Source organism: Cuneatibacter caecimuris, assembly GCF_004216775.1.
Lineage (GTDB): Bacteria > Bacillota > Clostridia > Lachnospirales > Lachnospiraceae > Cuneatibacter > Cuneatibacter caecimuris.
In genome coordinates, this window is record NZ_SGXF01000003.1 from 121772 (window position 1) to 145131 (window position 23360).

The following is a 23360-nucleotide window of genomic DNA, read 5'->3' on the forward strand; positions in this document are numbered from 1 at the left end:
TATTACATAGGAAACTGCGTTTTCCCATGCAACAAAACCATCTGAGGGGGGATTCATGCACCGCAAAAATCTCAGGCAGACCTTTTTATTAAAAAAGAATATAAAAATAAGTGTTGTGTGACGGGATTTTTAGGTTTAAAATATTTAATAATGAAAGTACGGAGTAAATGCCTGGCATGTTTCCGCCTGATTCCGATATAAATATAGGGATCAGAAGAAAGAGGGCGGAAGAATGAAAACCTGTAAGTCAAAGCTGTGGATATGGATTGCTGTGCCTGTGGTGCTGGGGATGCTGTCGGGCTGGCTGTCAAGCCTGATGGCCGGAGGATTTGATACCTTTCAAAAACCTGCCTTTACGCCTCCCGACTGGGTGTTTCCGGTGGTATGGACCATACTGTATATTTTAATGGGGATATCTGGCTGGCTGGTGAGCTGCAAGGCGGAAAGCCAGGGGGAGTCCCCTGCAAAGACCCTTGTGCCTTTCGTGGTGCAGCTTGCGCTGAATTTGGCGTGGAGCTTTTTGTTTTTCGGTATGCAGCAGTATTTTCTGGGATTTTTATGGGCGCTGGCTTTGGATGCGGCGGTGCTTTGGATGATTTTATCGTTTTATAAGGTATCAAAGACAGCGGCATATCTGCAAATCCCATACCTGCTGTGGGGAATCTTTGCCGCGGTGCTGAGTTTTGGCGTTTATCTGATGAATTAGTAAAGTCCGGGAAACCGGGCTGCTGAAATGATACAAAGGAGGATGAGAGAATGAGCAAGGTGACACTTGGAAAAACCGGGATCACGGTGGACAAAAATGGTTTTGGCGCGCTGCCAGTACAACGTGTGAGTCAGGAGGAGGGCGTGCGCCTGCTGCGAATGGCTTATGACGGCGGAATCCGTTTCTTTGACACTGCCAGAGCTTATACTGACAGTGAACAAAAGGTGGGAGAAGCCTTTGAAGGGATACGTGAAACTCTGTTTATCGCTACGAAAACAGCGGCAAAAAGCCCGGAGGAATTCTGGAAGGACCTGGAGACCAGCCTGAAGCTTCTGCGCACGGATTACATCGATATCTATCAGTTCCACAATCCGCCGTTCTGTCCCAGGCCCGGGGACGGCACAGGGCTGTACGAGGCAATGCAGGAGGCCAAAAATCAGGGCAAAATCCGTCACATCGGGATCACCAATCACAGGCTGAATGTGGCGATGGAGGCTGTAGAATCCGGCCTGTATGAAACGCTTCAGTTTCCGTTTTGCTATCTGGCGACGGATAAAGACCTGCAGGTGGTGAAAGCCTGCGAAGAAGCGGGAATGGGCTTTATTGCCATGAAAGCGCTGTCCGGCGGCCTGATCACGAACTCCGCAGCCGCATATGCTTATCTGGACCAGTTTCCCGGAGTTCTGCCGATTTGGGGGATTCAGAAGGAAACAGAGCTGAGGGAATTCTTAAGTTACATGAAAGAGCCTCCCGCATTGCGCGGGGAACTGAAAGAACTGATTGAACGGGACCGGAATGAACTGTCCGGCAATTTCTGCCGCGGCTGCGGATATTGCATGCCCTGTCCGGTTGGAATAGAAATTAATAACTGCGCCCGCATGAGCCTGCTGCTGCGCCGGTCGCCCTCAGCGGCCCAGCTGACGCCTGAAGCGCAGGAGAAGATGAAGAAAATTGAAAACTGCCTGCACTGCAATGCCTGCGCGTCTAAATGTCCTTACGGCCTGGATACGCCCCGGCTGTTGGAAGAAAATTATAAGGACTATATGGAGGTGCTGGCGGGCAAACCCCTGTAGGATGATTTTGGATCGCGGTGCAGGCTGCGGGCCCGGTAAAGCTTAGAGAAATCTTGTTACCGGCCGCAGCTTTGCGGCGCTCCTTCCCAAATGGCAGTAAACGGCGGAGAGGGACCGCAAAAAAATAAAGAGAACAGTTGACAGAATCAGAATTTTAATTTATAATAAGCATCGTGTGAACCACAAGGGGCATTAGCGCAGCTGGGAGCGCGCCACACTGGCAGTGTGGAGGTCACGGGTTCGAATCCCGTATGCTCCATATCTCAGAAACCCCGGTAAAGTCAAAGGCTCTATTCAAGGCCTTGATTTTACTGGGGTTTTGATTTGTATAAGCTATCTTTCACATTAATCAGACAATCCGCAAATCATTGATTTCCCTAATTCTACCGCAATCAAACTTGGGCCGGTGATCCATATCCAGCAGCCCGTTCACTTCCTGGTACACATCCGTAAGCTGAGTGTAACAGAACCCGCAGATCTGCGGAATATTCATGATAGCAGTGGTAACGTCACGGTACCGTTCAATCAGCGCGTCCGCGCCCTGTTCCGCCTCTCCATATCCCCAGTTTTCTCCCCCGGTATCTGTGGCAAGGGCAATGCCGCCATATTCTGTCACCATAAAGGCGCTTTCTTCCGGCCTGTGGGGCACATTCATGGCATACAGGCGTCTGCCGCCCGGGAAGACCGCCTCCGGATTCTGCAGGGCCCCAGGGGTGTATTTCTCCGTAAGCTCCCGGCCTTTCATATGGTAGTCGTGGATAGAAGCGATATCTGTTCTGATATTTTCCCAGCCATCATTGGTGCTCACCAGGCGGGTGGGGTCCATGGCTTTGGCCATGTGGTACAGGCTCTCTCCAAAATGCTGCTGGCAGGGGTCATTCAAAATTTTACGCACGCCCCAGGATTCATTGAGTGGAACCCAGGCGATCAGGCAGGGATGATTGTAGTCTCTGACCATAAAGTCCTGAAACTCTCTGGAAATATTGATGATTTCCTGGTCGCAGTATTCATAAGCGCTGGGAACTTCGCCCCAAACCAGCAGCCCCAGTTTGTCCGCCCAGTAATAGTATCTGGGATCTTCGATTTTCTGGTGTTTTCTGGCGCCGTTAAATCCGCAGGCTTTGGCAATCTCCACGTCATAGCGCAGGGCGTCGTCATCCGGGGCGGTGAGACCGGTCTCTTTCCAGTAGCCCTGATCCAGAACCATTTTCAGATAATAAGGAGCATTGTTCAACAGGATTCTCCCCTGGTCAATGCTGATTTTGCGCATGCCGAAATATGTATCAACAGTATCCTGTACTGCGCCGCCGCGCAGCAGACGCACCTGCATATTGTAAAGATTGGGGTGCTCAGGCGTCCAGTAGTGGATTTCATCTATGAAATCATCGGGCTGCAGGGCGATGAGAACCCTGGTCCGGTACCAGTCTGCGGAGGCTGTAACCTGCTTCACCAGTTTTCCCTGATAGAAAACGGAGAAAGCCAGCTCGTCTCCCGGGCAGAATTCCTCTGCTGTTACGATTGCTTCCACAGTATTTTTATCAATGTCAGGGGTAAGCTTAATCTGATTAATGGGGCTTCCTTCTGTAGCTTCCAGCCATACATTCTGCCAGATCCCGGTGTTCTGTACATACCAGCATCGGTCCGGCTGCTGCTTCCAGTACTGCTTGCCTCTGGGCTGGGCAGTATCCGCGCGGTCAGTGGCTTTAACAATGATCTCGTTGGTCTCTGCCAGAAGTTCAGTCAGTTCAAACTGGAACGGGGTATAACCGCCTGTATGGCTGCCCAGGTGAACGCCGTTGCACCACACGTCTGCATGGTAATCTACGGCTCCAAATTTCAGCCAGACTCTTTTTCCGCGCATCAGTTCCGGCAATGAGAAGATTCTGCGATACCAGACGGTATCATGCATATCGCTGGCGTCAATACCGCTTTTAGGGCACTGGTATGCAAAAGGCACCAGAATCTCTCTGGGAAATGTTTTCTTCAGCCATTGCTGCTCCGGCAGATTTCGTTCTTCATCAAAAGCAAACTGCCAGGTTCCGTTCAGGCTGGCCCAATTGACGCGGGCAAAGTCCGGTCTGGGCACATAGGTTTCAAGCATGATTTTTTACCTCCGTTTTTTACTATTATATTTATTATAGTAAAAGCGGAAGTAAAGTCAATCATAAAGGGTTTGGATCGCAAAAATTATGGAATTTCCTTGCTTTAGTACATAATATATGTTATAAAAAGAGCAGTATTTCTATAGAGGAGAAAATATGCCATGGATCAGATAATGAAACAGCCCTTTCAGCTGACTTTACAGGACATTCCGGAGACTTCCAGGATCTGCAGGGCTCTGGGAAATGAAACCCGCCTTCAGGTGCTGGCTCTTTTGACTGATCATGCGATGAGCATCAGTGAACTGGCGGCTGTCTGTTACCTGCCTCTGTCATCCATGTGTCTGCATGTCAAGGTGCTGCAGGAAGCCGGGCTGATCTCTGTTGTGCCGCGGCCGGGGGCGCATGGGACTCAGAAACTGTGCGGCATCACTGCGGCTACGCTGCAGCTGGATTTTTTTGCGCACAGGAATCAGCCCCAGACAGTTCCGCCTGCTTACACAGAGATGCCTGTGGGCCATTATTCATCCTGTGAAGTAACCCCGCCCTGCGGTCTGGCATCGGCGGACTCTTATCTGCATTACGAAGACAGTCCATATGGATTTTATTCTGCCAGGCGGACTGAGGCTGCCATGATCTGGTTTACCAGAGGCTATCTGGAATACCAGTTTTCTAATTATACATTACAGCAGGCTCCGGTTAAGCAGGTGGAATTTACTTTTGAGATCTGCTCGGAGGCGCCGGGATATAATGAAGACTGGCCTTCGGACATTACTCTGGAACTGAACCGCCGTTTTATCTGTACCATTACGACAAAAGGAGATCACGGGGGCAGGAGGGGGATTTATAATCCGGCCTGGTGGAGCGATTCCAATACGCAGTATGGAGAATATAAAAAGATTATCCTTACAAGGGATGGCTGTTATATGGGTGAACAGCGCTTATCAGATACCGGGCTGGACGATCTGGGCCTGGAACAGGGATACCATTTCTTTTTTACCTTGCGGGTGGACGAGAAAAACCGCCATGCAGGCGGATTGAATTTATTTGGAAGGGGGTTTGGAGATTATCATCAGGGTATAGTGATGAAGGTAGTTTACTTTTAATCTTTTTTCCTGGTCTTTATACATAAAGAAATTCCAAAGTTTTAACTGCGAACAAAATTAAAATCAGGCTGCCAAGGAGTATTTAGAGCTGGCAGCCTGATTTTAGATAATTTGTCTGAAACAATTTAAATTATAACGTATCAATTAGAAATGTCAAGACGCAGTTTCGCTGTATAAAAGAAAATCCATTTTAGTTTTTGTTGATGGCAGAACTGGATTCTGAGACAATGTCATTGAGAACCCGGACCAGATCTACCATGGTTTCAATGCGGACGTTGCGTTCAAGGATACAGTTTTTTAAATCAACAGATAATGTTTCAAATTTTTCCCGAACCTGGGGGGATACATAAGACGCCATAGGACCACCTCATAAAAATTCTTATTTTGCAAACATAGTTTCTACATAGTTCTTCATTTCATCATGGCTGGATACCTGGCGAGCCCCTTCGATGATTGTTTCTCTTTCACTCTCGGACAACTGTGCGAAACGGTTTAAAACATCAGAATGCATGGCCAGCTCCATCGTAAAACCTATAGGTAATTCTTCATTATCAATCATTTTTATCACCTCAAAATTTAGTATGGTTTATTAAATTTAAAATATGCGCAGGTCCGGCAAATATTTTTCAGGAAAAAATTCTTGGACAGAAATTAGCTTGAGATTCCTGTGAAATTATAATAGAATAAATTTAACAAAGAGACTTGCTGCGGATGGCTGCGCCGCGGCGGGATGAAGGAGAAAGACATGGGCGGAATGAAGAGTGAGGCGAAACTGACATTTGGGGAAGCTACCAGCCTGATTGTGGGGCATGGGGTGGGTTCAGGAATATTATCTGTTCCCTATCTGGCTTCCAGAAACAGCTGGTTTGACCTGATCTGGGTGGTGGCTGCGGTATATGGAATCAATCTGCTCCTCCATTTTATGATTGCAGAGCTGTCTTACCATAATGGGGGCGCGCAGTTTATAAAATGTTTTGAAAACGAGCTGTTTGTGGGACGGCTGAAAAAAATACTGACCTGGGGGGCCTTTGCCCTGCTGGGGTTTTCCGTATTAGTGAATGTCAGCGGGTTTATCACCGGGGCATCAGCGGTGCTGGTTTCCTGGCTGGGAATACCGGAATGGCTGGGAATGGTTTTGTTTTATATGGCTGCCGCCGCGGTTGTGTTCGCAGGCATGAAGCTGGTGGGGATCTGTGAAAAATTTGCGGTAGGCTCCATGGCGCTGGTGATGGTGATTCTTTTGGTTGCCACGCTGACCGGAAAAATACAGGATTTTCGACTGCAGTTTGTTTCTATGGGCAACGTGCTGGCGCTGTACAGCATGGTTTCCTTTTCCCTTTCCGCAGTGATGTCAGTCCCCCAGGTGGTGAAAGGGCTGGACGGGGACCCGCGCAGAATCAAGGGGGCCATTGCTGCGGGAACAGGAATTAATTTGCTGCTGATTCTGGTGATCACTGTTACCACGCTGCTGGGAGCGGGAAATAATATTTCTGAAAACGGGGCCCTGGTTGATCTCTCCAAAGAGCTGGGAGGATGGGTCAGCATAGTGGGATATGTGTTTTCCCTGCTGGCGCTGGCCACATCTTTCTGGGCCAATACGCTGAACCTCCGGGATGTGGTCTGCGAACAGACGCGGTGGGGAACCCGGGCAGGCTGGGCGCTGTCTTCTTTTCCCTGTCTTCTGATTGCGCTGATGGGAATCACCAGTTTTGTTGGATTTGTCAGGCTGGCGAGCATTGTGCAGGTCCTGACGGGAATCGGTGTGATCGTTGCGTATCACCGGGCCAGAAAACGGGAGGGCTTCAGCCCGATCTGCGGCCGGCTGGGGGGCCTGCCTTTGCAGATTCTGGTGGTGGCCGGTTCCCTTGCGGCTACGGTCGGCGCGCTTTTGAAGATCAGTTGAGAAAGAGGTGGAGAAAGATGGGCAAGTTCAATAAGACCTGTATTACGGGTACGGCGGCCACCGCAGAACTGCTGCTGGGAGCCTTGCCCCACCAGGGTGCGGAAGCGCCTCTGGATGCAGTGCTGAAAAAGGCGGGGCAGGCGTTTGGGGGAGAGAGATGCAGCCGTATTTTTATGTATAATCCAGACGCCATTGCCATGTGGTTTTATGAAAAGCACAGAAAGCTGTTTGTGCCGCTGGAAGAACGGTGCAGCCTGGCGCTGAAAATGCTGTCTGTCTTTCCTCCTGTAACGCCGGTTTGCTTTGCGTCCATGTACAGCGGGATGCAGCCGGAACAGCACGGAATTCGGGAATATACAAAGCCTGTGCTGCGGGCCAGGACAGTGTTTGATGAACTGGCTGCCGCCGGGAAGAAAATTGCGATTGTATCCACAGCAGGAGACAGCATCTCCGAAATTTTTTTGGAAAGGCCGGTGGACTACTATATCTATCCGAAAAAAGAAGAATGTAACCAAAAGGCGCTGGAACTGATCCGGGAGGACCGGCATGATATGATTGTGCTCTATAATGGGAATTACGACTACTGTATTCACCGGTTCGGGCCGGAAGGGCTTCCTTCCATCCACGCGCTGAAGAAAAACATAGCCGCCTTCAACAGCATTTATGACGAAATTTCAGCCAGTTGGGCGCAGCACAACACGGTGCTGGCTTTTGCTCCTGACCATGGCTGCCACAGGAAGTTTTTGCTTTTGGGAGACCACGGAATAAACGAGCCCTGTGATATGAATATAATGCATTTTTACAGCTTTTTGGCCAGAAAGAAATAAAATATGCCATGCCGTCTCACTGACCGCTTCGCTGTTCGGATAAAAGTCAGTGAGACGGGTGTTTTTTAAAGAAGATATTCAGCCGGAGGATTTCCTGAAAAATCAGCAATGACCGCCCTTCCGTCTGAAATATAGAAAACTTCAAATATTGGATTGTCAGCAGTGTGGTACTGCTGCTTTACAATCGGATTCTCCATACAGACCTGCTTTACTTCCATATTGTCCACAAAAACAGCTCTGCCGCTGAGACGGAGCCAGGCAAAAGAGGGGCTGGAAACACAGATCTCAATCCAGGGATTATTCTGCATATCAGCATATACATCTTTTTGGCTGTTTGTACAGAACCATAATTTACCGTCCTTTTCTGTGGAAAACATGAACGGCCTGCACTTCGGTTTCCCGTCTCTCCCGGCTGTAGCCAGATATTGTACTGGATTCTCTTTCAAAAAAGCAGTGACTTCCTTCATGATGTGTTCCTCCTTATACATTAAAACGAATTTCAGGCTTGTCAGGCATCAGCCTGTAATTCTATAATAAATATAAAAGATTCCCCTGTAAAGCAGGCACAATAAAGTGCTATAGTTACCTTGGAGTGACAAGCTAAAATAGCTGCATAGATTACCGGCAAAAAGAGAAGCAGCAGGGAGGAGAAGAGATGATAAAGGATGCAGAAAAGATCCGCGCTTACCGGCTTCATGCCCACCATCTGGATGAAAAAGTTCCGCCTTCTGGGCTGTGGGAGGAGGCGGGAGCCTGCGGCCTTCAGAATTCGCCTCCGGGAGCCTGGGAAACTGCTTTGTTTAACCGGGCGTACGGCTGCTCTCTCCTGGAATTGCAGGATATTTTATACAAAGAAAAAAGCCTGCTGCAGGCGTGGAGCTTTCGGGGCGCGCCGGTGGTTTTCCCCACATCGGAAAGCGATGTATTTCTCACTGCGCTGATGGCCCGGGAGGGGGAACAGCCCTGGATTTATACGTCGGGAATCGCAGCGGCGCTGGATTTTCTGGGGATGTCTTTTGAACAGGTCTATGATCTTATGAGAAAAGCGGTGGGCTATCTGGACTGTCATACCGTGAAGAGCAAGGAAACACTGGACCAGGTGCTGGCCGGGATCGTGTGGAAAGAACTGCCTGCTGAAAAACAGGTTCTGTGGAATGCGCCGTCTATGTATGGCCGGCCAGACAGGCAGACGGTAGGCGGCGCGGCGGTATCGTTTCTTCTCAGGCCCTGTTCTTTTGATTCTCTGGTTGTGTTCGGGGAACGGCAGGGAATAAGCCCAGTTTTTACGTCTTTTCGAAACTGGACCGGCCTTGTGCCTGAAAAAAGAGAGAGTGCGGAAAAAGAACTGGTTCGAAAATTTTTGCACTGTTATGGCCCTGCGACTGTAAATCATTTTGGAGAATGGCTGGGGTGCTCACCTGCGCAGGCCCGCCGTCTGTGGAGTACAATAGAAGAGGAAATGGTGCGGCTGAATGTTATGGGAAGAGTATGCTATATGCTGGCTTGTGACGCCGGGGAACTGGAGCATTCAGTACTTACCGGAGAAAGGCTGCTTTTATTAGGAGCGCATGACCCATATCTGGATATGAAAGATAAAACAGTAATTTTGGAAGATCCAGGCCTGCAAAAGGCAGTATGGAGATATGCTGCCAATCCAGGTGTGATTTTAAAAGGCGGACGTGGGGCCGGAATATGGAAAGCCAGGGCGCAGAACGGGAAATTATATATTTCTATGACGTTGTTTGAGCAGTTCAGCGGGGAGGAGCAGAAGGTTCTTAAGAATTTAGCTGCTGAATATGGTGCTTTCCGGAAGCTGGTTCTGAAAGAATGTACCATAGAGGCCTGATGGAAGCATTATATACAGCGCCGGAGCCGGGCAGCCTCAGGCTGCCCGCTGCCTGGCCACGCCGAAGATATAGAGAATGCTGATAATCATGCTGATCATAGAGGCTGTGATGCTGTCGCGGGACGCGGCATTTACAATCAGGGAAAAGGCCCCCAGGATCAGAAGAACGATTCCCATGGCCAGACAAAGCTTCAGATTTCTTCCCCGTACTCCGTTTATCCCGGCCAAAAAGGACAACAGGATGGAGATAATTGTAGAAATCATCAGCAGAATCATCAATCCAACGCCGGCCGATACATCCCCGGCCGCAGCCCCGAGAATCCCGCCGAAGGCAAGACCGGCCAGCAGGGAGACAATGCCCAGAGCGCCGTTGAGGATATAGAGGATTCCTGTTACCTTCAGAAGTCCGTTTACTTTCATTGTGGTCTCCTTTGCTAAATGATTTTGGTTATAGTATATCATGAACAGGGAATTTTACAACAAAGAATCAGCGGGCTTGCCCACTTTCCATCTTTCCGGTATAATAAAAGGATAAGACAGATAAGGGAGAAAAAGATGAAATTGTACCTTGCCCCGCTGGAGGGGATTACCGGATATGTATACCGGAATATATGGGGTGATATGTTTGGAGGGGCTGACCGGTGTTTTACCCCTTTTCTATCGCCAAATCAGAATTACAGTTTTCAATCCAAAGAGCTGAATGACGTCCTGCCGGAACACAATCAGCAGATGGAAACAGTGCCTCAGATACTGGCAAACCGCGCGGATTATTTCCTGTGGGCGGCTGAGGAACTGAGAAAGATGGGATACGGGGAAGTGAATCTTAATCTGGGCTGCCCTTCCGGGACCGTGGTTGCAAAACAGAAAGGGTCAGGCCTTCTGGCATATCCGGAAAAGCTGGACCGGTTTCTGGATGATATTTTTTCCGGCGCTAAAGTCAGGGTTTCCATAAAAACGCGCCTGGGAAAAGAGTCCCCGGAAGAATTTGAAGGGCTGCTGGAAATATTCAATCAATATCCTCTTGCCGAACTGATTATCCATCCCAGGGTGCAGAAGGATTTTTACGGGAATACGCCGGACCTGTCTTCTTTTTTGAAAGCCCAGGACAGCTGCAGCTGCCCGGTCTGCTACAATGGGGATATCTTTACACTGGCTGATTATCAGGCCTTTTCGGAGGCGTTTCCGGAAACGGGACGGCTGATGCTGGGCCGCGGCGTCCTGGCAAACCCTGCTCTGGTGCGGGAGATCCGGGGCGGAGACAAGCTGCAAAAAGATGAGCTAAGAAGCTTTCATGACCGCCTGCTGGCGGAATATGTCAGGCTGATGAGCGGGGACAGGCCGGTGCTGTTTAAAATGAAGGAGCTGTGGAATTATATGGCCTGGATGTTCACAGAACCGGCAAAAGTGTTGAAAAAAGTGAGAAAAACATCTTACGTAAAGGATTATAAAGCAGCTGCGGAAGAAATTTTAAGAGGGATGGAGCTGGCTGAGGGCGCCGGCTTTCAGCCGTCATAAAGAATCAGGGAGGAATATAAATGCTTATAATAGAATATCCAAAATGCAGTACCTGCCGGAAAGCGGTGAAATGGCTTCGGGAGAAGCAGCAGGACTTTGAAGACAGAAATATTGCGGAGCAGAATCCGACAGTGGAGGAATTACAGAGGTGGCAGAAAATGAGCGGCCTGCCGCTGAAGAAATTTTTCAATACCAGCGGGAAGATCTATAAAGAGCTGGGTCTGAAGGAGAAGCTGCCGGGAATGACAGTTAAAGAACAGCTGGAGCTTCTTGCCTCCGACGGGATGCTGGTGAAGCGGCCGCTGCTGATTCTGGAGGATTCCGTACTGGTGGGCTTTTGCGAAGAACAATGGGCGGAAAAAGTGAAATAAAAGGGAAAGGAAGAACAGGGATGAGCGGGGAAGAACGCAGAGAGGAAGTTCTGAAATATCTGAAAACATCCGGCAGCCCGGTATCAGGCGCGGCGCTGGCGGAAGAATTCGGCGTCAGCCGGCAGGTGATTGTGCAGGATATTGCTTTGCTGCGGGCATCCTGCCACCAGATACTTTCCACCAACCGGGGATATGTCTGCAGCGGAAAAAGCGCAGTGTCTGAAGTGTTTTGCGTCTGCCACGCAGACGATGAAATACAGGAAGAACTGAATTTGATTGTGGACTGCGGCGGGACGGTGGAGGATGTGTTTGTAGAGCATGAGGTATATGGCAGGCTCCGGGCGGACCTGAAAGTCCGGTCAAGGCGGCAGGTGCAGGAGTTTGTGGATGGGATTAAAAGCGGCAAATCCAGTCCGCTGAAAAATATTACTTCAGGCGTTCATTATCATACAGTCTCGGCGGATTCTGAGGCTGTGCTGGATTCTGTGAAAGAAGAGCTGGAGAAGAGAGGCTTTTTGGCGAGGTAACAGGTGAAAAATACAAAGGAAGAAAAACAGGGATCTCAGACTGAGGGACAGGCTATTCCGGATAAAAAACGGGAGAGCAGCGCTGTAACTGCTGTTCTGGAAGAGCTTGACAGGAAATATGGCACAGAAAAACAGGGATTTTTGCACCACCAGCCATGGCAGCTTCTGGTTGCAATCATGCTCAGCGCCCAGAGCACGGATAAGCAGGTGGAGGAAGTGCTGCCGGCCCTGTTTGGACGATATCAGGAAGCGCCGCAAGTGGCCGGGGCTGCGCTGGAAGAAATCGAAGGGTATATTAAATCCGTAGGGCTGTATAAGAACAAAGCCAGGAATATAAAGGAATGCTGCAGGCAGATTGCAGAAGAATTTGGAGGGAAGGTTCCGGAAAATATAGAAGATCTTCTGACGCTGGCGGGAGTGGGCCGCAAAACCGCCACACTTTTCCTGGCGGACTGCTGCGGGATTCCGGGAGTGACCGTGGACACCCATGTATTCCGCATTTCCAGAAGGCTGGGCTGGGCATCCGGAAAAAATCCGGTCCAGGTGGAAAAGGAGCTGGAAAAGGTCTTGCCTGTGGAACACTGGAACAGGATCAATTTTCAGCTGATCTATCTGGGAAGGGAGATCTGTACTGCGAGAAAAGCGCGCTGCGAAGAATGCCCGCTGGCGCAGTGGTGCGAAAAGCAGCTTTAAGGAGGTATCATGAGATTTCTGCATGTTGCGGATCTGCATATCGGTAAAGTGGTGAATGAATTTTCCATGCTGGAGGATCAGGCTTACATCCTGGACCAGATTGCCGGTCTGGCTGTTGAGAGAAAGGTGGATGCGGTGGTGGCGGCGGGAGATCTGTATGACCGTTCCATTCCGCCGGCTCCGGCGGTGATTCTGCTGGACCGCTTTCTGGACAAGCTGTCTGCTGAGGGAATCCCGGTAATAGCTGTTTCCGGAAACCACGACAGTCCGGAACGCTTAAATTTTGCCAGCAGTATGCTGGAAAAGCAGGGGGTGTATCTGGCAGGGATTTATCAGGGGAAAGTCAGGGAAGCTGTGTTACAGGACCAGTGGGGGGATGTGGCATTTTTTTTGCTGCCTTACCTTCGGCCGTCGGTGGTAAACGACTGTCTGGGGACTGGCTGCAAATCTTTCCAGGAAGCGGCAGAGGCAGTTTTGGAAGGACTTCCTGAACGGAAAGGCCGCCGCGTGCTGGTTGCCCATCAGTTCGTGGCGGCGGCAGGCCAGCCCCCAGAACTTTCAGATTCAGAAATGCCGCTCTCCGTGGGAGGAACTGAGCTGGTGGATGCCGCTCTTTTTCAGGGATTTGATTATGTCGCCCTGGGGCACCTCCACCGTTGCCAGCGGGTGGGACAGGGGCCCGTATATTATGCGGGCTCTCCTCTGAAATACTCTAAATCGGAGGTGAATGGCAGAAAATATGCTCTTTTGGTGGAGATGGACGGAGACGGCAGGGTTGAGGTAAAAAAAGAAGAACTGCGCCCCTTGCGGGATATGCGCTGTATCAGAGGTCCTCTGAAAGAATTGATCAGAGAAGAAGTGGCTGCCCTTGGAAACCGGGAGGACTATCTGTTTGTTACACTGACAGACAAAGGAGAGCTGCTGGATCCCATGCGCACATTGCGCGGCGTCTACCCAAATACGATGCAGGCGGAGAGGGAGACCGGGCGTAGAATTCTTCAAGACAGGGCCATGGATGCCGGACCGGCAAAGACAGAGCGCCCTGGACCGGTGGAATTGTTCCGGCAGTTTTATTCCTACGCGTTTAGGGGGGAAGAGATGGACGAAGAACAGACGGCAGCATTGAGGAAGGTTTTGGATGAGATGGGAGGCGAGGCGGAATGAAGCCCTTATTGCTGAAAATCAGCGCCTGGGGTCCCTACGCGGGAACAGAGCAGGTGGATTTCGCAGGAATGGCGGAAAACCGCCTGTTTTTAATTACCGGAGCCACCGGAGCAGGGAAGACGACAGTGTTTGACGCCATCGCTTTTTCACTTTATGGAGAGGTGAGCGGAAAGACCCGGCAGAAGGACAGGCTGCGCAGCGATTTCACAGACGGGGCAGGCGAGACTTTTGTGGAGCTTACATTTTCACATGGAGAAAAGAAGTATAGAATCCGCAGGACACCGGCTTATGAGAGAGCGAAAAAAAGAGGAGAGGGCACGGTTTTCCAGAAAGAAACTGCGCTGTTTTATCTGCAGAAACCGGAAGGAGAAAAGCTGCTGGCGGAGGGGGCGAAAGCTGTGACCGGGGCAGTGGCAGAGCTGCTGAGAATGGATTACAGCCAGTTTAAGCAGCTTTCCATGATCGCCCAGGGAGAATTCCTTGCCCTTCTTTTGGAAAAGTCCGGAGACCGGAAAAAAATATTCCGCAATATATTTCATACAGAATTCTATGAAAAGATCCAGAGCGCTCTGAGAGATCGGGCGGGGCTGCTGCGGCGGGAAAACCGGGAATTGAGAGACCGCCGGGAGGGCGTGGCTCTGGGGCTGGACTTTTCAAATCCTGTTCCGGCGGCACTTTTGGATACAGAGCCCTATAAAAGGTTCAGCCCTGCCGGCGAGCAGGCAGAGCTGCTGAAAAGGCTCAAAGAGCAGGTGAAAAAAGAAGAGATTTTGGAACAGCGCTGCCAGAAAGACCTGGAAATCCTGGACGGTCTGAAGGATGCGGAGGAATCCTGCGCCGCGGCCTACCGGGCTCTGGATGAGAGGAAACAGGCGGTCTGTGGGTATGAAGGGCTGCTGTCAGAAATGGAAGGAGACCTGGAACAGAGCAGGGCGGAGGATTTACAAATCCCTGTTCTGGAAGGGGAAAGGGCCAAAGTCCAGATAGAGATCCTGGAGAGCCGGCGCAGGCAGAAGCTGTGGGAAGAATGGAAAGAAGTTGTTGGGAGACTGGATGAAGTCAGGAGAGATGCTGAGACAAAAAAATTGCAAAGCGAACAAGGAGATAAGGAATGTAAGGAATGTGAAAAACGATGCACTTTTTTAGAAGACAATCTTCAGCGTTATGCAGGAGCAGAGGCTGCGTTGGAGCGGCTGCTGGGGGAACGGCAGCAGGCAGAGGGCAGGATGAAAGCTGCAAAGTGCCTGGAAAAATTGCTGTCGGAGGAGGAAGCCGCGGAGCAGTCTGTAAAAAAAGCGAGGCAGGAATGGCGCAGGGCGGAGGCAGAATGTGCAGAGGCTGTAAACAGGTGGCAGGAAGGAGAGAGGCTGTTTCGCTGCAGCCAGGCGGGATTGCTGGCCAGGGATCTGGACGAAGGTTCCCCTTGTCCCGTGTGCGGTTCTCTTCACCATCCGGCCAGGGCGGGGCTTCCGGAACAGGCGGTGACCCGGGAACAGGCGGACGGACTCAGGGAACTGGCTGCCGCTAAAGAAAAAGCGGCGTCTGCGGCGTCTTCTGCCTGTGCGGTGAAGAAAAAGGAATGGGAGATTGCCGGACTTCGCTGGAGGGAACAGTGCCGGGAGCTTGGAATCGGAGAAGAAAAACAGGCTGTCTTTCTGGAAATCAGCGCATTGGAACAGCAGCGGGGATTATTGGAGAAAAAAATTGCAGAGGCGGAGAAAGACAAACAGTCACTGGACCAGATTCGTAAGGACCTGATTCACTGGAAGAAGGAGCTGGCCAGGCTGAGGGAGCGGCAGGAGCAGTTTGAGTTTGAAAAAGCAGACTGCGGCAAAAAACTTTCTCAGCAGGAGGGCAGGCGGGACGCGCTGAAGCACCAGCTTCCGGAAGGGTATGACGGAGAAGCAGAATTTGATCTTGCCGAAAAACTCAACAGGAAAGAACAGGGGCTTTGCGATGAAATCCAGCGCATCAGAAAAAACAGGGAAGTGTTGGTGAAAAGGCAGAGTGAGGCGCAAAAGCTGCTGGAAAGAGAACAGGAGGAGGCAGAGAGGCAGAAACGGGAGGCGGAGCGTCAGAAAAAACATCTGCTGAACTGCAGGAATGCCGCGGCACATTTGCCGGAAGGCGCGCAGAGCGCGCTGACGCAGCTTCAGAAAGAGCTGGCGGGCAGGATTATGCAGAATAAAAAGGATATCATGGCAATGGAGCAGCTGCAGAAGGAAATGGACCGTAAGGAAGAAGCATATCGGGTAATCGGTTCTCTGGCGTCGGCAGCAGGCGGGGAGAACCCCCGGAACCTGGAACTGGAACAATATGTGCTTTCCGTATATTTTGACGAGGTGCTGCAGGCGGCAAACCTGCGCCTGTACCGGATGACTGCCGGCAGATATCAGCTGTTCAGAGTGGAAGCGGTCAATGACGCCCGGACAAAGGACATGCTGGGAATAGAAGCCGGGGACGCCTATACGGGACGCCGCCGGCCGGTGAGCACTCTGTCCGGAGGGGAGTCTTTTAAGGCGGCTCTGTCGCTGGCCCTGGGTATGAGCGATGTGGTTCAGCGCTATGCAGGAGGCATCCGGGCGGAAGCCCTGTTTATCGACGAGGGATTTGGAGCGCTGGATGAAGAATCCCTGGACCAGGCCCTGCAGGTGCTGTCGGGCCTGGCGGGTTCAGACTGCATGATCGGGGTGATCTCCCATGTGGAAGAGCTGAAGGAGCGGATTAATGAAAAGGTACTGATCCGGAAAACCGCCAGCGGCAGCCATATTCTTCAATAAACCTGGATCTGGCACATTTTCATCGTCAGGAGGGCTGCTTCATGGCTGGCCGGGGTGACGCCCGCGCAGCAGGAAGAGTCTACGAAAATTGGAATTTCGGGAAATGCTGCTTTCAGGAGCAGGGCATTGGATACCACGCAGATATCGGTGCACAGGCCCGCAAGTTCCAGCTGCGCAGGCTCTTCCGCGGTTAATTCACGGATTTTTTCAACAAGGAGGAATGAGCCGAAGGACGGTTTATCAATGACAGTGCAGCCCTGTATAAGCCGGGCGATCTCCGGGTTCAGCTGCCAGCCCGGCGTATTTTCAATGCAATGTTCCACCGGAAGGCTCCGGCCTTCCGCTGTGTTCAGGTAATCAGGCTGATGCGTGTCACGGGTGGCAAGGACAGTCGCGCCTTCTTCCAGAGAGGCCTGGATTTTACGGCAGACCGGTTCGATGATTTTCACAGCTTCCGTGGTGCCCAGCGAACCATCAATAAAATCATTCTGCATGTCAATTACAACCAGTATTTTTTTCATAATTCCCTCCTCTGATTTCGTTTATGGTTTGTTTCCATTTTACCATAGTATTATTCCCGCCGCAATCTTGTAATAATTTTTGAGTTTATGGAAAATTTATAGGTTTGCTGGAATTTTCATCGGTCTGGCATAGACTGTATTTGGAGAATATGATAAAATAAGCATATTACTTCATGATTCCAGACAGATTTCAGGAGGGCACAATGAACCGGATAGAATTTTTAGAGCAGTTGGAAGAAGCGCTGCAGGGTGAAGTCTCGCCGGCTAAGCTGGACGAGAATCTCCGGTATTACGACACATATATTCAGACGCAGGTTCGCCTGGGCAGAACGGAAGAAGAAGTGCTGCAGCAGCTGGGAGATCCCAGGCTGATTGCCAGGACCATTATTGATGTGGACGGACAGGGTGGCTGGGGCGAATCTTCCGGTCCATATGCTTCTTACAGTTCTGAAAACTGCCGGAAAGCGGAGCCGTCGGGAAGCCGCGCGCGCCGTGTGAACACGGACGCCTGGTATACAAGACTGGGCTGCCTTGCAGCAGGCATTCTGACTATAGTAATCCTGTTTGTTATTTTAAAAAGTGTGGTGAAGCTCACCATGTATCTGGCGGTGCCGCTGCTGGTGATTTTTCTGGTTCTCTGGGTTGTGAAGCAGTTCCGTGAACGTTAGCTGCCATTTTTTTCCCGAATAAGAATTTCTGACCGTGAAATACTATTTGCGTAACAAATCAGTGTCAATTTAGGAGGTCAGAAAAATGGATAACTCAAAACAGCAGAATAAGGCATCCAACAACAGCAGAAATGCATCTCAGAACTCCAGCCAGAATTCCAGCAGAAATGCATCTCAGAATTCCAGCCAGAATTCCAGCAGAAACGCATCTCAGAATTCTTATCAGGATTCCAGCAGAAATGCGTCTCAGAATTCTTACCAGGATTCCAGCAGAAACGCATCTCAGAATTCTTACCAGAATTCCAGCAGAAACGCATCTCAGAACTCCAGCCAGAATTCCAGCAGAAATGCATCTCAGAATTCCAGCCAGAATTGCAGCAGAAACGCTTCTCAGAATTCTTACGAAGACTGAGCAAGGTAAGAAAATCCGGGATACTGTTCGTGTATCCCGGTACATAAGCGAGACTTTCCGCATATTATAAATCAGGCGGGACAGGGTATGATATTCCCTGTCCCGCCTGCTCTTGTTTGCTGCATAGGAAACTGGGTTTCCCATGCAGCAAACCCCTCCGGGGGATGCGCACTGCGCGCTAAGGAAATATGGCCGCTAAAGCGACCGCGCTTCGGCGCGAGAGTCCGGCGAGCCGGCCTCTTTATTTGCATAGGAAACTGGGTTTCCCATGCAGCAAACCCCTCCGGGGGATCGCACTGCGGCGTAAGGAATGCTGTCGCTTGTGCGACACGCCGCAGGCGGGGAATCCCGCAAGCGGGATTCTTATTGCATAGGAAACTGCGTTCCCTATGCAGCAAACCCCTCCGGGGGATGCGCACTGCGGCGTAAGGAATGCTGTCGCTTGTGCGACACGCCGCAGGCGGGGAATCCCGCAAGCGGGATTCCTTTTATGGAGCTGGCAGGGATCACTGCCAGGAAGGAGGATGCCATGGGATTTTCTGCTATTGCAGCGAGACAGCTGGATCAGTATGTGGGAAGAAGCGGTTTTCTGCTGGTGGATGTGCGGTCTCCGGAACAATTCCGGGAAGGGCATATCTGCGGCGCTTATAACCTGCCCTATGCGCAGCTGAGGGAGCAGATGTATACGCTTCCAAAAGGTTCAGTTCTGGTCTGTTACTGCGAAAGGGGAGGTTCCAGCCTGAAGGCAGCCAGAGAACTGTCCAGAGCCGGATATGAAGTGATTTCAGTAGCCGGCGGGCTGGAAGCCTATCATGGGAAATATCTGGACACCTGCAATGAAATGGGTTCCAGACGCAGAAAAATGCGCTGACATGTGATAACAGCGTTTTCGAATGATGAAAGGCTGGCGGACCAGGGCATATACCCGCTATCCGTCAGCCTTAACGTTCTTTAAGAGAAAAGTTTTGTACTGAGAACTGTCCCTTGACAGAGCTGTTTTGATATTTTACTATATATAGTAGAGAAAAGGCCCTGGGGATATGTTTCCACAGCGGCATGGAAAGAGGATAATATGCGGGTATTTGAACTGATCGCGCCCTGCCATTTCGGGCTGGAAGCTGTGCTGAAACGGGAAATCCTGGATCTGGGGTATGAAATTTCTTCCGTAGAGGATGGAAAAGTGACATTTTTAGGCGACTGGGAAGCAGTCTGTTATGCTAATATTTTTTTGAGAACCACGGAGAGGATTTTAGTTAAGGTAGGCGCATTTACAGCCAGAAGTTTTGACGAATTGTTTGAGGGGACAAAAGCGCTTCCCTGGGAACAGTTTTTACCGGAAGACGGAAAGTTCTGGGTGACCAAAGCCAATTCTATAAAGAGCAAGCTGTTTTCTCCTTCAGATATACAGTCTATTATGAAAAAAGCCATGGTGGAGCGAATGAAGCAGGCATATGGACGCAGTACGTTTCCTGAAACAGGAGCATCCTATCCGGTGCGCGTGTCTCTGTATAAGGATGTGGTCACCGTGTGCCTGGATACCAGCGGAGAATCCTTACATAAGCGGGGATACAGAAAGCTGACTGCAAAGGCGCCTATTTCCGAGACCCTTGCCGCTGCGCTGATTATGCTGACTCCGTGGAAGGAGGACAGGGTTTTTGTAGATCCTTTCTGCGGCAGCGGGACTTTTGTAATTGAAGCTGCCATGATGGCCGCCCATATCGCGCCTGGAGTGAACAGAAATTTTCAGGCGGAATCCTGGACAAACCTCATTGATCCCGAAATATGGGAGGACGTCCGTGAGGAAGCCAGGGGAATGGAACAGAGGGATGCCTCTACGGACATCCAGGGGTATGATATAGACGGAGAAATCATTCGGGCCGCCAGGGAGAACGCGAAACTTGCCGGGGTGGAGCACATGATCCATTTCCAGCAGAGGCCGGTGAGCCTGATGAGCCATCCGAAAAAATATGGATTTTTAATCACCAATCCTCCTTATGGTGAAAGGATTGGGGATAAAGAGGAGCTGTTTTCCCTGTACAGCGAACTGGGAAAGCGTTTTGCCGCGCTGGATTCCTGGTCGGCATACCTGATTACCTCTTATGAGGATACAGAGCGCTGTATGGGACGAAAGGCAGATAAAAACAGAAAAATTTACAATGGAATGATGAAGACTTATTTCTATCAGTTCCTGGGACCTAAGCCACCAAAAAGACAGGAGAAGGAAATTGAGGCATAGAAGATTTTATATTTGTCTGGCGCTGCTGGTTGTAATATCTTCGGCAATCTGCCTGCATACCGGATACAAAGCGCAGGCGGTTTCCAAGGGGTATGGAGAGGCTGTTTATGCGGATGGGTGGCCGAAGCTGATTGCCGCAGGCATCAATGGAAGCCCGATTTACCTGGAAGTAGACGGCAAGCCGGTGGATACAGGCGATATGAAATTATATATGAATGAGGACAGAACACTGATGCTGCCAGAAAGTATTCTTCGCCGCGTGTTTCGGGTTTCTTCCAGATACTATGACGGGCAGCGGCTTGTGATTGAAAAGAATACCACAGTATTGGAACTCTATAAGGACGCTTTCATGATGAAAGTGAACGGAATGGAACAGCCGTTGGAGACGCCCATGCTGGAACTGAACGGTGAGCTCTATGTCCCATCTGACGTATTTGAGGAATATCTGGAATATGAGGTGAACTGGTCTAAGGCTGACAGCATGCTGTCCATGGTGAACCGGCAGCCTGATGCCAGAAGCCTGCCAGTTTCTTATGATTACAGAAAAGAGGGAAGGGCGGCAACTGTGCGGGATCAGGGAGATCTGGGGACCTGCTGGGCTTTTGCTGCATTGAACGCGCTGCAGACTTCTCTGATGCCGGAGCAGCAGCTGTTGTTTTCTGCAGATCACATGTCCCTGCAAAGCGGGTTTTCTATCACTCAGGACGACGGCGGGGATTACGCCATGTCGCTGGCCTACCTGGCTGCCTGGAAAGGGCCTGTGCTGGAAGAAGAAGATCCTTATGGAGACGGAACCAGTCCGGCAGGACTGAGTCCCGTAGCGCATGTGCAGGAAGCGCAGATGCTCCCCAGGAAGGACTACGAGAAAATTAAAGAAGCCGTATTTCTTTATGGAGGAGTTCAGACCTCCATTCATATGTCCCTTTCCGGACCATCGGGCAGTTCCGACCATTATAATGCGGATACCGCGGCATACTGCTATATCGGTACAGAAAAAATTAATCACGATGTAGTGATTGTTGGCTGGGATGATAATTATTCCAGAGAAAATTTCCATAATCAGCCGGAGAGCGATGGGGCTTTTCTGTGTATGAACAGTTGGGGAGACAGCTTTGGCCAGGGCGGATATTTTTATATTTCTTATGACGATACCTATATTGGGATATATAATACAGTATATACCAGAGTGGATGGAACAGACAATTACGATCACATCTATCAGGCTGATCCCTGCGGGGCAGTGGGGCAGATGGGTTTCAACGATGAAACAGCATACTTTGCCGCGGCATATCAGACGGGCGGTACGGAAACTCTGGATGCGGTGGGCTTTTATGCCACAGATGCCAATACGACCTATGAAATATACCTGGTACGGCAGTTCGGCTCATCAGAAGATCTGCACCTGAACCAAAAACTTGCGTCAGGCACCTTTGCCAATGCAGGATATTATACGGTGGATCTGGACCCGGTTCTTTTGGATGCGGGAGAACGGTTTGCCGTGATTATAAAAATAACTACGCCGGGAGCCGTTTACCCGGTAGCCATTGAATTTGCAAAAGATGAAAAAACAGCGTCAGTGACGCTGGACGACGGGGAAACCTATGCCAGTATGAGCGGGGAAAACTGGCAGCGGCTGGAGGAAACGCAGAGCTGCAACGCCTGCCTGAAAGTGTACACATCAGATGCCCAGCCCTCCCGGACTGCGCAGGAAAGAGAGTGACTTATGAAACAGAAAGTAATATTTGCAACCTCGAATGAAGGGAAAATGAAGGAGATCAGGATGCTGCTGGCGGACCTGCCGGTGGAAGTCCTGTCGATGAAAGAAGCGGGGATTACAGCAGATATCATTGAAGACGGGAACAGCTTTGAGGCAAATGCGCTGATCAAAGTGAGGGCGCTGAGAGAATTTACGGACGGATTGATTCTGGCAGATGATTCCGGCCTGGAAATCGACTGCCTGGGAGGGGAGCCGGGAGTATATTCCGCCCGGTATATGGGAGAGGAGACTTCATATACAGTGAAAAATGCCGCCCTGATCAGCCGGGTAGAAGGGATTGAAGGGAATCAGCGAAGCGCCAGATTCCGCTGTGTGATTGCGGCCAGCCTGCCGGACGGGCGGGAGATGACCGCTTCAGGTAGCATGGAGGGGCTGGTTGCGGAGAAACCTGCAGGTGCAGGCGGATTTGGATATGACCCGATTCTCTGGCTTCCGGAATATGGATGTACCGCTGCGGAGCTGACGGCGGAGGAAAAGAACAGAATCAGCCACAGAGGTAAGGCCCTTCGTGCCATAAAAGAGAAACTGCTGGAATTATATCCTGAGTGGAAGGCGTGACAGGCGGAAATGAAGATGAAAATATTGATTGTGAGCGATACGCACAGACAGCATGCGGGGCTGCAGAAGGCCCTTGATCTGGTGCGTCCTATTGACATGATGATTCATCTCGGGGATGTTGAGGGAAGTGAAAATTATATCAGGACGCTGGCCGGATGCCCGGTGGAAATGGTGGCCGGCAATAATGACTTTTTTTCTGATCTGGGAAGAGAAAAGGAACTCAGGCTGGGGAAATACCATGTGCTGCTGACCCATGGGCATTACTACAGAGCCAGCCTGGGAACAGAATTTCTTCTGGAGGAGGCCAGGGCCCGCAGTTTTGATATTGTGATGTTCGGGCATATCCACCGTCCGATGCTGGAATATTCGGGAGGGATTACGATCCTGAATCCCGGCAGTATTTCTTATCCCAGGCAGGAGAACCATAAGCCTTCCTACATAGTGATGGAACTGGACCGGGAGGGGGAAGCACATTATACGATCTGTTATCTGTGACAGCGTTTTTGTTTCATAGGAAACTTCGTTCCCTATGAAACAAAACCCTCCGGGGGATGTGCACTGCGCGCTAAGGAAAATGG

Annotated in this window: 25 protein-coding genes and 1 tRNA gene; 20 read left to right on the plus strand and 6 right to left on the minus strand. The window is 50.6% G+C overall.

Translation table 11 applies throughout. The features are described from left to right. The first annotated feature begins 232 nt into the window (after positions 1-232). From EV209_RS08870 to EV209_RS08880, 3 genes are all read left to right on the plus strand, one after another. Positions 233-706 carry a TspO/MBR family protein gene (locus tag EV209_RS08870; RefSeq protein WP_130435106.1) on the plus strand — a complete coding sequence of 158 codons (474 nt, stop codon included), beginning with the start codon at positions 233-235 and terminating at the stop codon, positions 704-706. Positions 707-756: 50 nt separating this feature from the next. Further along, positions 757-1779: an aldo/keto reductase gene (locus EV209_RS08875; protein ID WP_130435107.1), complete on the plus strand. Its 1023-nt coding sequence runs from the start codon at positions 757-759 to the stop codon at positions 1777-1779. A gap of 186 nt (positions 1780-1965) precedes the next feature. Then, positions 1966-2038 (plus strand) — tRNA-Ala (locus EV209_RS08880). A gap of 90 nt (positions 2039-2128) precedes the next feature. Here the strand turns inward: EV209_RS08880 and EV209_RS08885 are convergent. Then, complete coding sequence (locus EV209_RS08885) at positions 2129-3880, minus strand: glycoside hydrolase family 2 protein (RefSeq protein ID WP_130435108.1); 1752 nt, start codon at positions 3878-3880, stop codon at positions 2129-2131. A gap of 162 nt (positions 3881-4042) precedes the next feature. Between EV209_RS08885 and EV209_RS08890 the strand changes: the two genes are divergently transcribed. Beyond that, the gene (locus EV209_RS08890; RefSeq protein WP_130435109.1) at positions 4043-4984 is read left to right on the plus strand and encodes an ArsR/SmtB family transcription factor; all 942 of its coding nucleotides are present in this window, start codon (positions 4043-4045) and stop codon (positions 4982-4984) included. A 190-nt stretch (positions 4985-5174) separates the two neighbouring features. On the opposite strand, the gene EV209_RS08895 is transcribed toward EV209_RS08890, so the two are convergent. Together EV209_RS08895 and EV209_RS08900 are read right to left on the minus strand one after the other, a co-directional pair. Continuing rightward, positions 5175-5342, minus strand: a complete 168-nt coding sequence (locus tag EV209_RS08895; RefSeq protein WP_130435110.1) for a molecular chaperone GroEL — start codon at positions 5340-5342, stop codon at positions 5175-5177. A gap of 21 nt (positions 5343-5363) precedes the next feature. Beyond that, positions 5364-5543: a hypothetical protein gene (locus EV209_RS08900; protein WP_130435111.1), complete on the minus strand. Its 180-nt coding sequence runs from the start codon at positions 5541-5543 to the stop codon at positions 5364-5366. A gap of 186 nt (positions 5544-5729) precedes the next feature. Here EV209_RS08900 and EV209_RS08905 point away from each other — a divergent pair, with 186 nt between their 5' ends. Then, positions 5730-6887 carry an aromatic amino acid transport family protein gene (locus EV209_RS08905; protein WP_165388875.1) on the plus strand — a complete coding sequence of 386 codons (1158 nt, stop codon included), beginning with the start codon at positions 5730-5732 and terminating at the stop codon, positions 6885-6887. 17 nt (positions 6888-6904) lie between these two features. Continuing rightward, positions 6905-7714 (plus strand): alkaline phosphatase family protein, encoded by an 810-nt coding sequence (locus EV209_RS08910; protein WP_130435113.1) that lies wholly within the window; start codon positions 6905-6907, stop codon positions 7712-7714. Between the two features lie 65 nt (positions 7715-7779). On the opposite strand, the gene EV209_RS08915 is transcribed toward EV209_RS08910, so the two are convergent. Next, positions 7780-8181, minus strand: a complete 402-nt coding sequence (locus EV209_RS08915; RefSeq protein ID WP_130435114.1) for a pyridoxamine 5'-phosphate oxidase family protein — start codon at positions 8179-8181, stop codon at positions 7780-7782. A gap of 188 nt (positions 8182-8369) precedes the next feature. Between EV209_RS08915 and EV209_RS08920 the strand changes: the two genes are divergently transcribed. After that, positions 8370-9560, plus strand: coding sequence for a winged helix DNA-binding domain-containing protein (locus EV209_RS08920; RefSeq protein ID WP_130435115.1), 1191 nt, complete (start codon positions 8370-8372; stop codon positions 9558-9560). 36 nt (positions 9561-9596) lie between these two features. On the opposite strand, the gene EV209_RS08925 is transcribed toward EV209_RS08920, so the two are convergent. After that, positions 9597-9980 (minus strand): hypothetical protein, encoded by a 384-nt coding sequence (locus tag EV209_RS08925; protein WP_130435116.1) that lies wholly within the window; start codon positions 9978-9980, stop codon positions 9597-9599. A 135-nt stretch (positions 9981-10115) separates the two neighbouring features. On the opposite strand from EV209_RS08925, the gene EV209_RS08930 reads away from it, so the two are divergent. The 6 genes from EV209_RS08930 to EV209_RS08955 are packed head-to-tail and all read left to right on the plus strand — an operon-like array spanning position 10116 to position 16610. After that, positions 10116-11075: a tRNA dihydrouridine synthase gene (locus tag EV209_RS08930; RefSeq protein ID WP_130435117.1), complete on the plus strand. Its 960-nt coding sequence runs from the start codon at positions 10116-10118 to the stop codon at positions 11073-11075. A gap of 20 nt (positions 11076-11095) precedes the next feature. Then, positions 11096-11446, plus strand: coding sequence for an arsenate reductase family protein (locus tag EV209_RS08935; protein ID WP_130435118.1), 351 nt, complete (start codon positions 11096-11098; stop codon positions 11444-11446). Positions 11447-11466: 20 nt separating this feature from the next. Then, on the plus strand, positions 11467-11973 hold the full coding sequence (locus EV209_RS08940; protein WP_130435119.1) for a transcription repressor NadR: 507 nt from the start codon (positions 11467-11469) through the stop codon (positions 11971-11973). Positions 11974-11976: 3 nt separating this feature from the next. After that, positions 11977-12666: an endonuclease III gene (gene nth, locus EV209_RS08945; protein WP_330521002.1), complete on the plus strand. Its 690-nt coding sequence runs from the start codon at positions 11977-11979 to the stop codon at positions 12664-12666. Between the two features lie 9 nt (positions 12667-12675). Further along, positions 12676-13830: an exonuclease SbcCD subunit D gene (locus EV209_RS08950; RefSeq protein WP_130435120.1), complete on the plus strand. Its 1155-nt coding sequence runs from the start codon at positions 12676-12678 to the stop codon at positions 13828-13830. Then, complete coding sequence (locus EV209_RS08955) at positions 13827-16610, plus strand: AAA family ATPase (protein WP_130435121.1); 2784 nt, start codon at positions 13827-13829, stop codon at positions 16608-16610. The genes EV209_RS08950 and EV209_RS08955 overlap by 4 nt, the downstream gene beginning before the upstream one ends. Here the strand turns inward: EV209_RS08955 and EV209_RS08960 are convergent. Beyond that, on the minus strand, positions 16604-17131 hold the full coding sequence (locus EV209_RS08960) for a cysteine hydrolase family protein (protein ID WP_130435122.1): 528 nt from the start codon (positions 17129-17131) through the stop codon (positions 16604-16606). The genes EV209_RS08955 and EV209_RS08960 overlap by 7 nt on opposite strands. Positions 17132-17334: 203 nt before the next feature. Here EV209_RS08960 and EV209_RS08965 point away from each other — a divergent pair, with 203 nt between their 5' ends. From EV209_RS08965 to EV209_RS08995, 7 genes are all read left to right on the plus strand, one after another. Next, positions 17335-17799, plus strand: a complete 465-nt coding sequence (locus EV209_RS08965) for a DUF1700 domain-containing protein (RefSeq protein WP_130435123.1) — start codon at positions 17335-17337, stop codon at positions 17797-17799. Between the two features lie 85 nt (positions 17800-17884). Beyond that, on the plus strand, positions 17885-18211 hold the full coding sequence (locus tag EV209_RS08970; protein WP_130435124.1) for a hypothetical protein: 327 nt from the start codon (positions 17885-17887) through the stop codon (positions 18209-18211). Positions 18212-18701: 490 nt separating this feature from the next. Next, a complete protein-coding gene (locus tag EV209_RS08975; protein WP_165388876.1) occupies positions 18702-19082 on the plus strand; it encodes a rhodanese-like domain-containing protein in 381 nt (126 codons plus the stop codon). A 201-nt stretch (positions 19083-19283) separates the two neighbouring features. Continuing rightward, positions 19284-20447 carry a THUMP domain-containing class I SAM-dependent RNA methyltransferase gene (locus EV209_RS08980; RefSeq protein ID WP_130435126.1) on the plus strand — a complete coding sequence of 388 codons (1164 nt, stop codon included), beginning with the start codon at positions 19284-19286 and terminating at the stop codon, positions 20445-20447. Then, positions 20437-22167 (plus strand): lectin like domain-containing protein, encoded by a 1731-nt coding sequence (locus EV209_RS08985; RefSeq protein ID WP_130435127.1) that lies wholly within the window; start codon positions 20437-20439, stop codon positions 22165-22167. Before EV209_RS08980 ends, EV209_RS08985 begins: the two co-directional genes overlap by 11 nt. A gap of 3 nt (positions 22168-22170) precedes the next feature. Next, entirely contained in the window at positions 22171-22782 is a 612-nt protein-coding gene (rdgB, locus tag EV209_RS08990; protein ID WP_130435128.1) for an RdgB/HAM1 family non-canonical purine NTP pyrophosphatase, read from the plus strand. Positions 22783-22797: 15 nt separating this feature from the next. Further along, a complete protein-coding gene (locus EV209_RS08995; protein ID WP_130435129.1) occupies positions 22798-23277 on the plus strand; it encodes a metallophosphoesterase family protein in 480 nt (159 codons plus the stop codon). The last annotated feature ends 83 nt before the right edge of the window (positions 23278-23360 follow it).